12 protein-coding genes and 1 pseudogene are annotated in these 13,215 nt (G+C 68.8%); 5 read left to right on the top strand and 8 right to left on the bottom strand.

Annotation, left to right across the window (positions count from 1 at the left end; all coding sequences use genetic code 11):
- Positions 1–6: 6 nt before the first annotated feature.
- Complete coding sequence (locus AB0D34_RS08985) at positions 7–444, bottom strand: DUF4442 domain-containing protein (RefSeq protein WP_362659052.1); 438 nt, start codon at positions 442–444, stop codon at positions 7–9.
- Between the two features lie 171 nt (positions 445–615).
- Between AB0D34_RS08985 and AB0D34_RS08980 the strand changes: the two genes are divergently transcribed.
- Complete coding sequence (locus AB0D34_RS08980; RefSeq protein WP_362658703.1) at positions 616–1,917, top strand: MFS transporter; 1,302 nt, start codon at positions 616–618, stop codon at positions 1,915–1,917.
- Here AB0D34_RS08980 and AB0D34_RS08975 read toward each other — a convergent pair.
- Together AB0D34_RS08975 and tuf are read right to left on the bottom strand one after the other, a co-directional pair.
- Entirely contained in the window at positions 1,879–2,724 is an 846-nt protein-coding gene (locus AB0D34_RS08975) for a fused MFS/spermidine synthase (RefSeq protein ID WP_362658700.1), read from the bottom strand. The two genes, AB0D34_RS08980 and AB0D34_RS08975, sit on opposite strands and share 39 nt — an antisense overlap.
- A gap of 109 nt (positions 2,725–2,833) precedes the next feature.
- A complete protein-coding gene (gene tuf / locus AB0D34_RS08970; RefSeq protein ID WP_362658697.1) occupies positions 2,834–4,003 on the bottom strand; it encodes an elongation factor Tu in 1,170 nt (389 codons plus the stop codon).
- A 328-nt stretch (positions 4,004–4,331) separates the two neighbouring features.
- On the opposite strand from tuf, the gene AB0D34_RS08965 reads away from it, so the two are divergent.
- Entirely contained in the window at positions 4,332–5,099 is a 768-nt protein-coding gene (locus AB0D34_RS08965) for a TVP38/TMEM64 family protein (protein ID WP_362658694.1), read from the top strand.
- Between the two features lie 52 nt (positions 5,100–5,151).
- Here AB0D34_RS08965 and AB0D34_RS08960 read toward each other — a convergent pair whose 3' ends face one another.
- Complete coding sequence (locus AB0D34_RS08960; protein WP_362658690.1) at positions 5,152–6,321, bottom strand: thiolase family protein; 1,170 nt, start codon at positions 6,319–6,321, stop codon at positions 5,152–5,154.
- Between the two features lie 103 nt (positions 6,322–6,424).
- Between AB0D34_RS08960 and AB0D34_RS08955 the strand changes: the two genes are divergently transcribed.
- Positions 6,425–6,895 (top strand): helix-turn-helix domain-containing protein, encoded by a 471-nt coding sequence (locus AB0D34_RS08955; RefSeq protein WP_362658687.1) that lies wholly within the window; start codon positions 6,425–6,427, stop codon positions 6,893–6,895.
- A gap of 124 nt (positions 6,896–7,019) precedes the next feature.
- Positions 7,020–7,895 carry an undecaprenyl-diphosphate phosphatase gene (locus tag AB0D34_RS08950; RefSeq protein WP_362658684.1) on the top strand — a complete coding sequence of 292 codons (876 nt, stop codon included), beginning with the start codon at positions 7,020–7,022 and terminating at the stop codon, positions 7,893–7,895.
- A 469-nt stretch (positions 7,896–8,364) separates the two neighbouring features.
- Here the strand turns inward: AB0D34_RS08950 and AB0D34_RS08945 are convergent, their stop codons facing one another.
- Both AB0D34_RS08945 and AB0D34_RS08940 read right to left on the bottom strand, forming a co-directional pair.
- The gene (locus AB0D34_RS08945) at positions 8,365–8,559 is read right to left on the bottom strand and encodes a hypothetical protein (RefSeq protein WP_362658681.1); all 195 of its coding nucleotides are present in this window, start codon (positions 8,557–8,559) and stop codon (positions 8,365–8,367) included.
- Between the two features lie 582 nt (positions 8,560–9,141).
- Positions 9,142–9,370: pseudogene (locus tag AB0D34_RS08940) on the bottom strand (transcriptional regulator); the annotation flags it as partial.
- Positions 9,371–9,714: 344 nt separating this feature from the next.
- On the opposite strand from AB0D34_RS08940, the gene AB0D34_RS08935 reads away from it, so the two are divergent.
- Positions 9,715–11,745 (top strand): Shedu anti-phage system protein SduA domain-containing protein, encoded by a 2,031-nt coding sequence (locus AB0D34_RS08935; RefSeq protein ID WP_362659050.1) that lies wholly within the window; start codon positions 9,715–9,717, stop codon positions 11,743–11,745.
- Positions 11,746–12,293: 548 nt separating this feature from the next.
- Here AB0D34_RS08935 and AB0D34_RS08930 read toward each other — a convergent pair.
- Both AB0D34_RS08930 and AB0D34_RS08925 read right to left on the bottom strand, forming a co-directional pair.
- Complete coding sequence (locus AB0D34_RS08930) at positions 12,294–12,455, bottom strand: hypothetical protein (protein ID WP_362658678.1); 162 nt, start codon at positions 12,453–12,455, stop codon at positions 12,294–12,296.
- A gap of 524 nt (positions 12,456–12,979) precedes the next feature.
- Positions 12,980–13,177: an antitoxin MazE7 gene (locus AB0D34_RS08925; RefSeq protein ID WP_362658675.1), complete on the bottom strand. Its 198-nt coding sequence runs from the start codon at positions 13,175–13,177 to the stop codon at positions 12,980–12,982.
- Positions 13,178–13,215 lie beyond the last annotated feature (38 nt).

Raw genomic sequence — 13,215 nt, 5'->3', positions numbered from 1 at the left:
GCGCCCTCAGCCGTTCGGCCGCAGCGTCCACACCACCGTCATCTCACCCGTGACCGTCCCGTCCGCACGGCTGATCTCGATCGTGACCGGGAACTCCGGGCGCTCCCCCGCGTCCAGCTGGGCGACGACCTCGGCGGCCGGGCGGCCCAGGGTCGCCGTGGCGGTCACCGGACCCATCGCGAGCTTCCGGTACGCGATCTCGGCGCTGACGGCGAGCGGTACCGCGCGGGAGAGCTGATCGCCGAACGCGGCCAGGACGATCGCCCCGCTCGCCGACTCGCCGAGCGTGAACATGGCACCGGCGTGCGGGCCGCCCACGTGGTTGTGGAACTCACCCTGGTCGGGCAGGGCGACCACGGCCTTGTCCGGACTGGTCTCCAGGAACTCGAGGTTCAGGGTCCGGGCCATGGGCACGGTGGCGGCGAGCATCTCGCCGATGGACATCTGGTCTGCGCTCATGGCCGCGATGTTACCCGCGAGTAGAGAACGCTGACCAGGCACGGTGCCAGTGATCGCCGTCTCCTTGCGGCAGCTGCCCACGATGGACACCGCCCCCTCACGATCTGGCCTGCAATTGGTTTGGCAAGGCGGCACCCCGGCGGCGATAGTCGGCCGGTGACCCCCTCCGCCGACTCATCGCACCGCGCCCGCAGACCCCCCTGGGCGAGCCGCAACTACAGCCTGCTGACCACCGCCGCGTTCGTGACGAGCCTCGGCAGCAACGGCGCCATGATCGCCGCCGCGTTCGCCGTACTGGAGGCGGGCGGCGACGGCGGCGACGTGGGCCTGGTGGCCGCCGCGCGCACCCTGCCGCTGGTGGTCTTCCTGCTGATCGGCGGGGCGGTGGCGGACCGTCTGCCCCGGCACCGCGTGATGGTCGCTGCCAACTCCCTGAACTGCCTCTCCCAGGGCCTGTTCGCCCTCCTGGTCCTGACCGGCGAGCCCCGGCTGTGGCAGATGATGCTGCTGACCGCGCTGGGCGGAACGGGCCAGGCGTTCTTCAGCCCGGCGGCCGAGGGCATGCTGCTGTCCTCGGTGAGCGGCGAACAGGCCGGCCGGGCCTTCGCGGTGTTCCGGATGGCGATGCAGGGCGCGGCACTGGGCGGCGCCGCGCTCGGCGGTGCGATGGTCGCGGCGGTCGGCCCCGGCTGGGTGCTCGCGGCGGACGCGGTGGCCTTCGCGGTCGCCGGTTCGCTGCGCTCTTTCCTCGACGTCAGCCACATACCGGCCCGTGAACCGGGCGCCGGCATGCTCGCCGACCTCCGGGACGGCTGGCGGGAGGTCGCGGGACGGCCGTGGCTGTGGGGCATAGTCGTCCAGTTCTCCATAGCCAACGCGGTCCTCGGCGCCGCCGACGCGGTCTACGGCCCGCTCGTCGCCCGGGACGACCTGGGCGGCGCGGGCCCCTGGGGCGTGGCCCTGGGCTTCTTCGGCGCGGGCACAGTCGTGGGCGCCCTCCTCATGACCCGCTGGAAGCCCAACCGCCTGCTGTTCGTGGGCATCCTGTGCGTGTTCCCGATGGCCCTGCCGTCGGCCGCGCTCGCCGTACCGGTGTCGGTGCCCCTGCTGTGCACGGCGATGTTCCTGGCCGGCGCGACCGTCGAGGTGTTCGGCGTCTCCTGGATGACCGCCCTGCACCAGGAGATACCGGAGGAGAAGCTCTCCCGGGTCTCGGCCTACGACTGGTTCGGCTCGGTCGCCCTCATGCCGCTCGCGGCGGCGCTGGCGGGCCCGGCGGAGTCGGCGTTCGGACGGACCGCCGCCCTGTGGGGCTGCGCGGGCCTGATCGCGGCGGTGACGGCGACCGTCCTGTGCGTACCGGACGTGCGCAACCTGCGCCGGAACACCAAACAGGTCACCCCGCTCCCCGCGAACGCCTCAGCCGATGCCGAACGCCCCGTCGGGGGGCTCGGGTGAGGCCACCGCGTCCGCGTCCCGCACCGGCCGCGCCCCACCGATGAACTCCCGCAGCCCGGCTCCGTGTTCCACGCGCGCGGGAAAGGCGTCGGCCGCGGTACGCCGTGCCAGGGCCGCCGTGTCGAGAGGCAACTGCCCGGCCACGAGCACCGCGTTTCCGAACCGCCGCCCCCGCAGCACCCCCGGCTCGGCGACCAGCACGAGTTCCTCGAAGACCTCGGCGAAGTTGGCGAGTTGGGGCCGCAGGAACGCGAAGGGGGCGGAGTCGGCGAGGTTCGCGAGATAGACACCGTCGCCCCGAAGCACCCGTGCGGCTTCCCGGGCGTACTCCAGGGAGGTCAGCTGCGCCGGCACCCTGGATCCCCCGAAGACATCGGCGACGAGCACGTCGGCCGAGCCCGCCGGGGCCTTTTCCAGCCACTCCCGGGCATCGGCCGCGTGCACCGCGATCGCCGCCCCCTCCGGAAGCGGCAGCTGCTCGACGACCAGCTCCAGCAGGCCCCGGTCGAACTCGACGACGTCCTGCCGCGACCCCGGCCGGGTGGCGGCCAGATACCGCGGCAGCGTCAGCCCACCCCCACCGAGATGTACGACGTCCAGCGCCCGCCCCGCCTCCGAGACGAGGTCCAGCACATGCCCGAGCCGCCGGGTGTACTCGAACTCGAGATGCGTCGGCTCGTCGAGATCGACATAGGACTGCGGAGCCCCGTCCACGGTCAGCAACCAGGCCCGCTCCCGATCGACGTCGGGCATGAGCTTGGCGAAGCCGAAGTCGGTGGCCTTGGCGACGGGTATCGAGTTGTTCACACGTCCAGTGTGCCGACTCGGGGGCGCGGGGCCGTATCGATGTGCGGCTCCGCCGCGCGGGCGCGACCAGCCACAACGACCCCGCAGCCCCCTCAGACCGCGACCACCCTCAGACGACGGCCGTCACCGTGCCCGCACCCACGGTCCGCCCACCCTCACGGATGGCGAACCCGAGCCCGGCCTCGAGCGGCACGTCCCGACCCAACTCCACGGTCATGACCACCCGCTCCCCCGGCCGTGCGACAGCGACCTCACCGAGGTCGACATCGCCCACGACATCCGCCGTACGGATGTAGAACTGCGGCCGATACCCGGTGGAGACGGGCGTCGTACGCCCGCCCTCCCGCGCCGACAGCACATACACCTGCGCGGTGAACCGACGACTCGGCACCACACTTCCCGGCGCGGCCACGACATGCCCTCGCCGTACGGCATCCCGCGGCACACCCCGCAGCAGCAACGCCACGTTGTCCCCGGCCTGCGCCTCCTCCATCGGCTTGCCGAAGGTCTCGACCCCGGTCACCACCGTCTCCACGGCGGCCCCGAGCACTTCGACCCGGTCACCCACCCGCACCGTGCCCCGCTCGATCGCACCGGTCACCACGGTCCCCCGGCCGGTGATGGTCAGCACGTTCTCGACGGGCATCAGGAAGGGCGCGTCCAGGTACCGCTCCGGCATGGGCACGTACGTGTCCACCGCGTCGAGCAGCGCCTCGATCGACGCCGTCCAGCGCGGGTCCCCCTCCAAGGCCTTCAGCCCCGAGACCCGTACGACGGGCACGGCGTCGCCGCCGTAACCGTGCGCGGTGAGCAGTTCGCGGACCTCCAGTTCGACGAGCTCGACCAGTTCCTCGTCGGCCGCGTCCGCCTTGTTGAGCGCGACCACGACATGGTCCACGCCCACCTGCCGGGCGAGGAGCACATGCTCCGCGGTCTGCGGCATGATCCCGTCGAGCGCGGAGACGACGAGGATCGCCCCGTCGAGCTGCGCGGCCCCGGTGACCATGTTCTTGACGTAGTCGGCGTGGCCCGGCATGTCCACGTGGGCGTAGTGCCGGGTGTCGGTCTCGTACTCGACGTGCGCGATGTTGATGGTGATCCCGCGCGCGGCCTCCTCCGGGGCGCGGTCGATGCGGTCGAACGGCACGAACGTGCCGCTTCCGCGCTCGGCGAGGACCTTGGTGATGGCGGCGGTCAGGGTCGTCTTGCCGTGGTCGACGTGACCCATCGTGCCGATGTTCAGGTGCGGCTTGGTGCGCACGTAAGCGGTTTTCGACATGGCTGTACCTCGAAGCCTCTGCGTGTTCGTGGAAGAACGGGGACCCCAAGGACTTGCCGACCCTCCCCCTGCGGGGTCCGCCGGACGATCCGGGAAGGGTCAGCTTCGGGCGCCGTCTGCGGCGGCCGGGAAAACGGGAACGGCAGCCTTCGGCGCATCCGCGACTGCGGATGCTGCGAGAGCGAAGGCGTACCGGAACATGACGCAGATCATGTCCGACGCGTCGTCCCACGTCGAACGGTTTTTTATGGCCGCCCGTCGCCGCCCGTCCGCACAACCGACGCCATCCGTACGGCGATCACACATCCGGGTCGGTTACCGTCACTGGATGCTCGATGCCACCACCCGCTCTGGGGGCACCGCCACGGCCACTCCCCCGGCCACCGCCACGGAGCTCGCACTCCCTGTCCCCGCTCCGGTGGGTCTCGCCTCCCGTTGCACGAGAGTTCTGCTGTCCCCGTGGTCCCGGTTCTCCCTGCTCCTCGCGCTGCTCGCGGGCGCCGCGTCCATCGTCCTGCTCTTCGAGCCACAGAGACTGCTCTCCGACGGCTGGCCACCCCAGCTCGGCGGGGTCGCGGCCGCGGCTGTGTTCGCGGTGGCGTACGGGCTGTGCACCGTGGCCTTCGTCCCACGGCCGCTGCTGAACCTCGCGGCCGGCGCCCTCTTCGGTTCGCAGCTGGGGCTCGCGTCGGCACTCGGCGGCACCGTCCTCGGGGCCGGGATCGCCTTCGGCCTGGGCCGGGTGCTCGGGCAGGACGCGCTGCGGCCCCTGCTGCGGGGGCGGTGGCTGAAGGCGGCGGACGGCCAACTGAGCCGGCACGGGTTCCGGTCGATGCTGGCGGCACGGCTGTTTCCCGGAGTGCCGTTCTGGGCGGCGAACTACTGCGCCGCGGTCTCCCGTATGGGGTACGTGCCGTTCCTCGTCGCGACGGCACTCGGGTCGATACCGAACACCGCCGCGTACGTGGTCGCCGGGGCGCGGGCTTCAGCGCCCACGTCGCCCGCGTTTCTGATCGCCATGGCCGCGATTGCCCTGCCGGGGCTGGCGGGGGCTGTGGTGGCGTGGCGCAAGCGGCACCATCTGCGGGCACGTTGAGAGCGCCCATGAGCGTGCCGCGGTTCCCCGCGCCCCTGATGGGGCGCTCCAGCTAGACCCTTTCCAGGATCATCGCGTTGGCCAGGCCGCCCGCCTCGCACATCGTCTGCAGCGCGTAGCGGGCCCCTCGCTCCCGCATCGCGTGCACCAGCGTGGTCGTCAGGCGGGTGCCGCTCGCGCCCAGGGGGTGGCCCAGCGCGATCGCCCCGCCGTGCACGTTCACCTTGGACAGGTCCGCACCCGTCTCCTGCTGCCAGGCCAGGACCACGCTGGAGAAGGCCTCGTTGACCTCGAACAGGTCGATGTCGTCCAGGGTGAGCTGCGCCCGGCGCAGGACCTTCTCCGTCGCCGGGATGACCCCCGTGAGCATGAGGATCGGGTCGGAGCCGGTGACGGCGAAGCTGTGGAGGCGGGCCAGGGGGCGCAGGCCCAGGCGTTCCGCTGTCTCGCTCGACATGATCAGGACGGCGGAGGCGCCGTCGTTGATCGGGCTGGAGTTGGCCGCGGTGACGTTCCACTCGATCTGGGGGAAGCGTTCGGCGAGTTTCGGGTCGTAGAAGGCGGGCTTGAGGCCCGCGAGGGTCTCGAGGGTGCTGCCCGGCCGTACGCACTCGTCGCGCGAGACGCCGTCCAGGGGTGCGACCTCGGCGTCGAACAGGCCCTTCTCCCAGGCATCGGCGGCCTTGTGGTGCGAGGAGACGGCGAACGCGTCCATCTGCTCGCGCGTGATCGACCACTTCGCCGAGATGAGCTCGGCGCTGATGCCCTGCGGGACGAGGCCGTCCTTGTAGCGCTCTGCGATCCCGGGGCCGAAGGGGTCCTTGCCCTCGGGGACGTTGGACCACATCGGCACCCGGCTCATCGACTCGACACCGCAGGCCACGACGATGTCGTACGCGCCCGCGACCACGCCCTGCGCCGCGAAGTGCACGGCCTGCTGCGAGGAACCGCACTGGCGGTCCACCGTCGTCGCCGGAACCGTCTCCGGGAGGCCCGCCGACAGCGCCGCGTAACGGGTGGTGTTCATGGCCTGCTCGCCGACCTGGTCGACGGTCCCGCCGATGACGTCGTCGATGAGCGCCGGGTCGATACCGGAACGCTCCACGAGGGTGCGCAGGGTGTGGGCGAGGAGTTCGACGGGGTGGACGTGCGCGAGGGCGCCGTTCGGCTTGCCCTTGCCTATAGGAGTGCGTACGGCTTCGACGATCACTGCGTCACGCATGGTGCGGGCCTCCGGGGTGCGGGCGACTACTAGTGAGTAGGAAATTCAAACTCACCATAACTCTGTGAGTTTGGAAATCCAACCCTCTATTAAGCTGGGCGGCATGGCCGCCACCAAAGATCCGCGCCCCTGCTCGATCGCAGACACCCTCGCCCTCGTCGGTGAAAAGTACTCCCTGCTCGTAGTGAGGGAGGTCTGCATGGGCAACGGCCGCTTCGACCAGCTGGTACGCAACATCGGGGCCCCGCGCGACGTCCTGGCCACCAGGCTGCGGCGGCTCGTCGACGCCGGGATCCTCACGAAGCGCGCCTACAGCGAGCGTCCGCAGCGGTTCGAGTACCGGCCCACACAGGCGGGCCTCGAACTGGAGCCGATGCTGCTCACGCTCATGGCGTGGGGCGACCGGCATCTGCGCAACGACGACGACCGGCCGATGGTCGTCGAGCACAGCTGCGGCAACGAACTGCTGCCGGTCGTCACCTGCTCCGCCTGCGGGGGCGATGTGTCCCACGAGGATCTGACGGCTCATCCGCAGACCCCCGGCTGGACGGTGACCGGACCGACAGCCGCCTGACCGCCCCTGTGGCGGGCCTGTCGCCGCGGGGCGCTACGCTGCCCCTCGCACCCCGATCACCGCGCCCGGTGATGTGGCGCGCCCGACTCCCCTCACACGATCAGCACTTGGACGCCGTAACTTCATGTCTTGGTTTGAATCACTCATCCTCGGACTCGTCCAGGGGCTGACCGAGTTCCTTCCCGTCTCGTCCAGCGCGCATCTGCGCCTGACCGCGGCCTTCTCCGGCTGGAAGGACCCCGGGGCGGCCTTCACCGCGATCACCCAGATCGGCACCGAGGCCGCCGTGCTGATCTACTTCCGCAAGGACATCGGGCGGATCATCTCCACCTGGAGCCGTTCGCTGGTCAACAAGGAGCTGCGCGCGGACCACGACGCGCAGATGGGCTGGCTGGTGATCGTCGGCTCGATCCCGATCGGCGTGCTGGGCCTGCTGTTCAAGGACCAGATCGAGGGGCCGTTCCGCGATCTGCGCATCACCGCGACGATGTTGATCGTCGTGGGCGTCATCATCGGAATCGCCGACCGGCTGGCGGCACGCGACGAGACCGGCGGCAAGCACCGGGCGCCCAAGCAGCGCAAGGGACTTGAGGACCTGGGCATCAAGGACGGCCTGATCTACGGCCTCTGCCAGGCCATGGCCCTCGTCCCGGGCGTCTCCCGCTCCGGAGCCACCATCAGCGGCGGCCTCTTCATGGGCTACAAGCGCGAATCGGCGGCGCGTTACTCCTTCCTCCTCGCCATCCCGGCCGTACTCGCCTCCGGCCTCTTCGAGTTGAAGGACGCGATGGAGAACGACCACGTCTCCTGGGGCCCCACGATCTTCGCCACGGTGATCGCCTTCGGCGTCGGCTACGCGGTCATCGCCTGGTTCATGAAGTTCATCTCGACCAAGAGCTTCATGCCCTTCGTCTGGTACCGCATCGCCCTCGGCATCGTCATCATCGCCCTGGTCAGCGCGGGTGTGCTGTCTCCTCACGCGGCCGAATCCGGGGGCTGAACCAGGGCCGCACAGGTAGCGCTATCTAGCATTTTCTAGCGCCTGATTGCAGCACCACGCCATGATCATCTCCCACTTGTCTCCCACTCATCTCCCACCTGGGAGGCGGGATACGCCCCACTAGGACGTGTGCGTCCGCAAAGCAAGGGATCACACGGAAGGGCCCGCACAGCAAGCCGTGCGGGCCCTTCCGTACAGAGGGTGCGGGTCAGCTGAGGATCATGTCCGGCCCAGGCCGCGACCCTCTCCACGAGGAAACGAAGCCGTTCGTCCCACCGTGTCCCAGGCATCGCCCGTGAGGTCGACCTGCGCGGCGGCGGCCGCGAGGGTGAGCCGGCCGAGGCGCCCCTCCACGTCCTTCACACGTTGCCGTACGGGCCGTTCAAGACGCTCATGCAGACCGAACCGCGGGCCGGTCACCGTCACGCCTCCAGCTCGAACCCGGCCGAGCCCAGCAGAACACGCTCCTTCAGGTCCGCCGGTGGATCACAGAGGGCGCCAACTCCCTGACCCTCCAGCCCAAGATGACGACCAGGTCGTCCCCGTGCCTCGGCTGCTCGTCCACGCCCTCGCCGGGACCACCCTGCCGAGGAGCCAGCCGAGCTACGTCATCGGGGCGGAACTCGGCGACCGTCGTCGGTGCGGGCCCGTACGATTTGTCCACGCCTTCCCCTCCATGCCTCACGGTCGGCTGCGCCCTGCTGCTGCGCGGATCAACACAGCGATCCGCCGACTCATGGCGGAGCCCAACACACCCCGGCGCGCGGCGGAGTACGGGCGGCTACTGATCGAGCGGGAGAAAGCCACCCGGGCCGACGTGGTCAAGGCAACGTGCCTCAGGTCAGCGCAGGCCATCTGTATCGTCGCGCTCTTCGCCGACTGGGAGTGGCCGACGGTCGTCCCCGGGGTCCTCGCTGTAGGTAACCACGGAGGATGCCTCTTGGAAGGTAAGCCTGAGCTGCTCGTCTGACGGAGCATCAATCGGGTAGGAGGGCCGGTCACCCGGCCCTCCTACCCGATTGACACGTCGGCGTCTCGCCATGGACATCTTCGAGTTCCGGTGGCGTCCCTGAGGAGACACTTCGCTGCCACCGGCCGGACGCGACCCCGACGCTGATCGCCGAAGCCCCGAGCACGACACCGATGAGACCCGTCAATGCACCAGCCGGGACACGCATAAGCCTCCACCAAGACCCCTGACGGCCTCTCGCGAGTACGCGCAGTGCACGACGCGGAATAGAGGAGGTTGGTGGGGGCGGCTCACCTGGGACTGGTTGAGCGGGTGGATCTCCACGCGGGTGCCGCGGGTTGAGGCGGGCCAGGATGTAGCGGGCGAAGTTCACGCGCCGCACCGTGCGGTAGGCCTGCTCGATCGCGGCGAGGTTCTTTCGCGACGGCGTGTGGGCCGCGGCGAGCCAGGCCTGCACCGTACGGGCTGTGACGGTCGACCCGGCCGTGCGGGCCGGGGCTTGGGCGAGGCAGCGCAGCCGCACGAGCAGGCAGCGCCAGGCGGCCCCACTGCGGTGTGCGCGCCCTTCCTGAGGGGCCATAGTCCGGCGGGTCCGTGCCGAACGCAGTCGGCACGGACCCGCACCGTTTCCCACCGCACCGTGCGATGCGCCCCTCGAGCGCGGCGCGGTTCTTCCGCGAGGTAGCCAGCAGAGCCACAGAATCCCGGGCCACGCCAAACAGATCCCTTGCCGCGGCCAGGCGGTAACACTGCACGACAGACATTTGATGTTCAATCACCCACCACGGGAGGCGGAGTGCCTTCATCCTGGGGCCATGACGCAGTCCGCCGCCCCGGCATCACACAGCGATAGGCACGCAGAGAATCACGACTCTCACGCGACGCGACATCGTCGACTACCTGACTGGTGAGGGTGGCCCCTGGTGGGGGCGGCTCGACGAGATCGGCTTCCTCGGATCCCTGTACGACCTCGACAGGCTTGCATCGACGGACTCTCGGTACACAACAGCACGAGAAGACATCATCAAGCACCGGGTAACCAACTACGACTGGGAAAACAACTGGGTCTTCGAAAACCCCCACTTCCAACTCCACGACGGTCCTGACGAGGTTCTTCTCGCATTCTTGGCGCGGTTCGTGCATCCCGAGGTGCAGCCTGACGCTGACCACGCATCCCAACGGGTCGCGAAGCTGAACCGTCTCCTCGGGCCGGACGGCTGGACGCTCCGCCCCTTCAAGTTCATTTCGGAACGGCCGGTCTACGCTCCAGCCCCCGCGCCGTCTACCGGCCCGCTGGTCTCAGTGCCGCTCGATGACGAGGACACCGGCAAACTCGACCTCGTCCTCGGACAGACCTACAGCCTCCTCGATCGCGACGGCGAGAAAGTCGCCCGAGACCTGCTCCGCCCGACTGTCCTGACGCTGCGCCGTGACGGCGGCATCTACCACCCCATGCCCGGTGACGGATGGACGGACGCCACGTACGAGGCAGTCCTCACCGTGCCTTCTGTCCTCCTGCCGGCATTCACGGAGACCGTCATCGACGCAGTCTGGCAACGACTGGAAGCCGTACTCACTCGTCTCCAACGCGCAGACGTCCAGTCCCTTGTCGTCGAAGGCGACCTGGGCCCGCTGCCGGCCGTCTCACCGGACTGGAGGAGCCAGACCGCCGAGCCTGATCTCCCCGTCCTGCGGGGCTTCCGCATCGGCCTCCAGACCACAGAGTTCGATGTCACGGCGCAGGACTTCTCAGATCTTGAGATTCGCGACCAAGACCAAGGGCTCCCCTACTTCTACGACACTCGCGAAAGCCGCCTGATCACCGATTTCCTTCTGGACGATCGGCAGCGGGTGGCCACGTTGTGCAACGTGACCCTCATAAACAAGGACGGTGTCCTTTCACCCAGGATCAAGCTGTGGAAGAAGGACAAGAGCAAGGTTGCAAAAACGGCAGCCACGGAAGCGATACCCGGCACCGAGGTCCCTCAGATCGTCAAGGCACTCGTCGACGCGAGTGATGCCCACGAGAGCTTCTGGAAGGTCATCCGCTTCCTCGAAAGCTGCGTCGGGCTGGACATCCCTGACAGCAGCCTGCGACTGGTCGTCGGCGACGAAGCAGAGTTGGCTCGCCTCCTGGCCGACCAGGACCGCACAACACTCCTCGAAGCCGTCAGAGCCGCCGTTGGCGGCGCCCTCACGGAAGAGGACATCCGACTGATCAGCAACCGCAAAGCCCAACTCCAAAGGTTCGACCGGTTGTTGAGCGACCCGGAGTTCTTCCAGCAGGAGCGCGCTCAGGTGGCCGGACCGGAAGCGGTCTGGCAGGGCTTCTTCGAAAAGAATTCCTGGATCTTCGGATACGGGCTCACCTTCGTTGCCTGTGGCCCCTACGACGACGGCAAGCTGGAGCGCATCACGACCGGCGCGAACATCTTCGCGGGGACGGGAAAGCGCAGTGACGCCGTCATGCGTTCCAGGGGCTTCATTAGCAGCCTCCTGTTCTGCGAGATCAAGACCGACCTGACATCCCTGCTGGCCAGCGCACCGTACCGGGCGCCGGACGTCTATCAGGTCTCCAAGGAAGTCGTCGGCGCCGTGGCGCAAGTGCAGAAGACCGCCTACAAGGCCCAACAACTGGTCAGCGGTCAACTGCATAGGCAGTTCCGGGACGACGGCGCCCCGACCGGCATCGAGGTCTCCACCGTCCGCCCGCGACAGGTGCTCGTGATCGGAAGCCTCAACGAGTTCACCGACGGCGGCGTGGTGAACCCCGAGAAGATGACTTCCTTCGAGCAGTACAGGCGATCCATCCAGGACGTCGAAGTCATCACGTTCGACGAGCTCTACGAACGGGCCTGCTTCATCGTGCAGGACAGATGAAGCACGACCGAACCGAGCGGGCAACTCCCGAGCTGAGAGCAGTCAGTCCGAACATCCCGGCTGGCTGCTCCCCCTCGCCAGCCGTCAGCGAGCGTCTCGGGCGATCCGTCGGCCGACCGCGGCCCACGTCGGCTTAGTGCTTGTCTCGGGCAAGGATCCCGTCAGGCCATCGAGATGGTCAACGGCCTCCCCAGTGATATAGCGGTCGGGATGGGGTGACTGCAGATAGCGGCGCAAAAGAGCGGCATCGAGGACCTGGAGCTGTGGCGGGGTAGGTCTCTGCGACCCGAGGGAAGCGTTCATCGACGACGGTGCCAGCAAGTCATGTCCACCGCCGAGGCGATCTGGCCCCCGTCAGGCATGGGCACCTCCGGCAGGCCCCAAGCTGCCCTGAAGACCGTGCCACACTTCAGGAACGCGTCAGTCGCCCAAGACGCCGTCGAGGCAGTCCTGCACCGGCCCGTACAGGCCGCGTGGAACGGTCGCCCTGCGAGACCCAGACGCCCCCTGTGACTTCACGCTCACCTGGGCGTTTTCGTGTGTTCAGGTCAGCGCAGGCCGTCTGTGTCGTCCTGCTCTTCACCGACTGGGAGTGGCCGGCGGTCGTTCCCCGGATCCTCGCTGTAGATGACCGCGGAAACCGCGCTGTCGTAGGCGTCGTTGAGACCATTGCCGCTTGTGCCGAGCATGTTCTCCCAGTCGATTCCCATGCCGACGAGCCTAGCTGTACCGCTGGAGGATCTCGGCGCTGCGGGCGTTGCGCGTCGGCCCAGGCGAAGATCGCGGCTTCCGCTTCAGGGGCGATGTGCCGGTCGTCGATCGTCGAGCCGGCCATGCTCCTCCATGACGAGGGCCATGGCGTCTTCGGGTGAGTCCGCGCGACCCGCGATGGTGCAATGGACGGCCGGCCAGGTCGCGAGCGACCGCGCCCCGGCGCAGTGGCGGCCGGGCCGTAACCGTACAGCTCGTTGCGGGTGGGCGGGGGCGGAGGACAACGTACTCTTCCAGCATCAATCGCGGCACGTCAGTAGGCGTCAGGCTGGTGCTGGTCGTGGCGGGGCGGGTCGGCCTTGTGGCGGGCTGCCATGTCGAAGAGGACGGAGAAGTCGTTGACCTGGACGTCATCCGGGATGATCTCCCCCTGGCGCTCCAGGAATCACCGGTAGTCGACGAAGTACTCGCCAGGCACAGCTCAGACTGCCCGCGGTCCCGTGTGGGCCGGCACGGGGGTTCCCTATTCGGCGTCGAACGCGGCGACCGTCTCAGGCCCGCTGGTGACCTGCCGGAAGATCTCCGCACCCTCGTCCAGAGCGCGCTCCCGTCGCTTCTCCGCCGCCACCTGCGCAAGGTAGGCGTCCAGCGGCAGCCCCGTCGTGTTGGCCAGAGTCTGCAACGTGTCCGCAGTGGTGTCGTCGATCTCGATGCCAGCCATGCACCGAATTTGCCGCCTGCGGTCGCGGCAGGGCCGTC

The organism is Streptomyces sp. NPDC048420, from assembly GCF_040651535.1.
Taxonomy (GTDB): domain Bacteria; phylum Actinomycetota; class Actinomycetes; order Streptomycetales; family Streptomycetaceae; genus Streptomyces.
The sequence above is the reverse complement of the archived record's forward strand: the minus strand, read 5'-3'. Positions and strand labels throughout refer to the sequence as shown.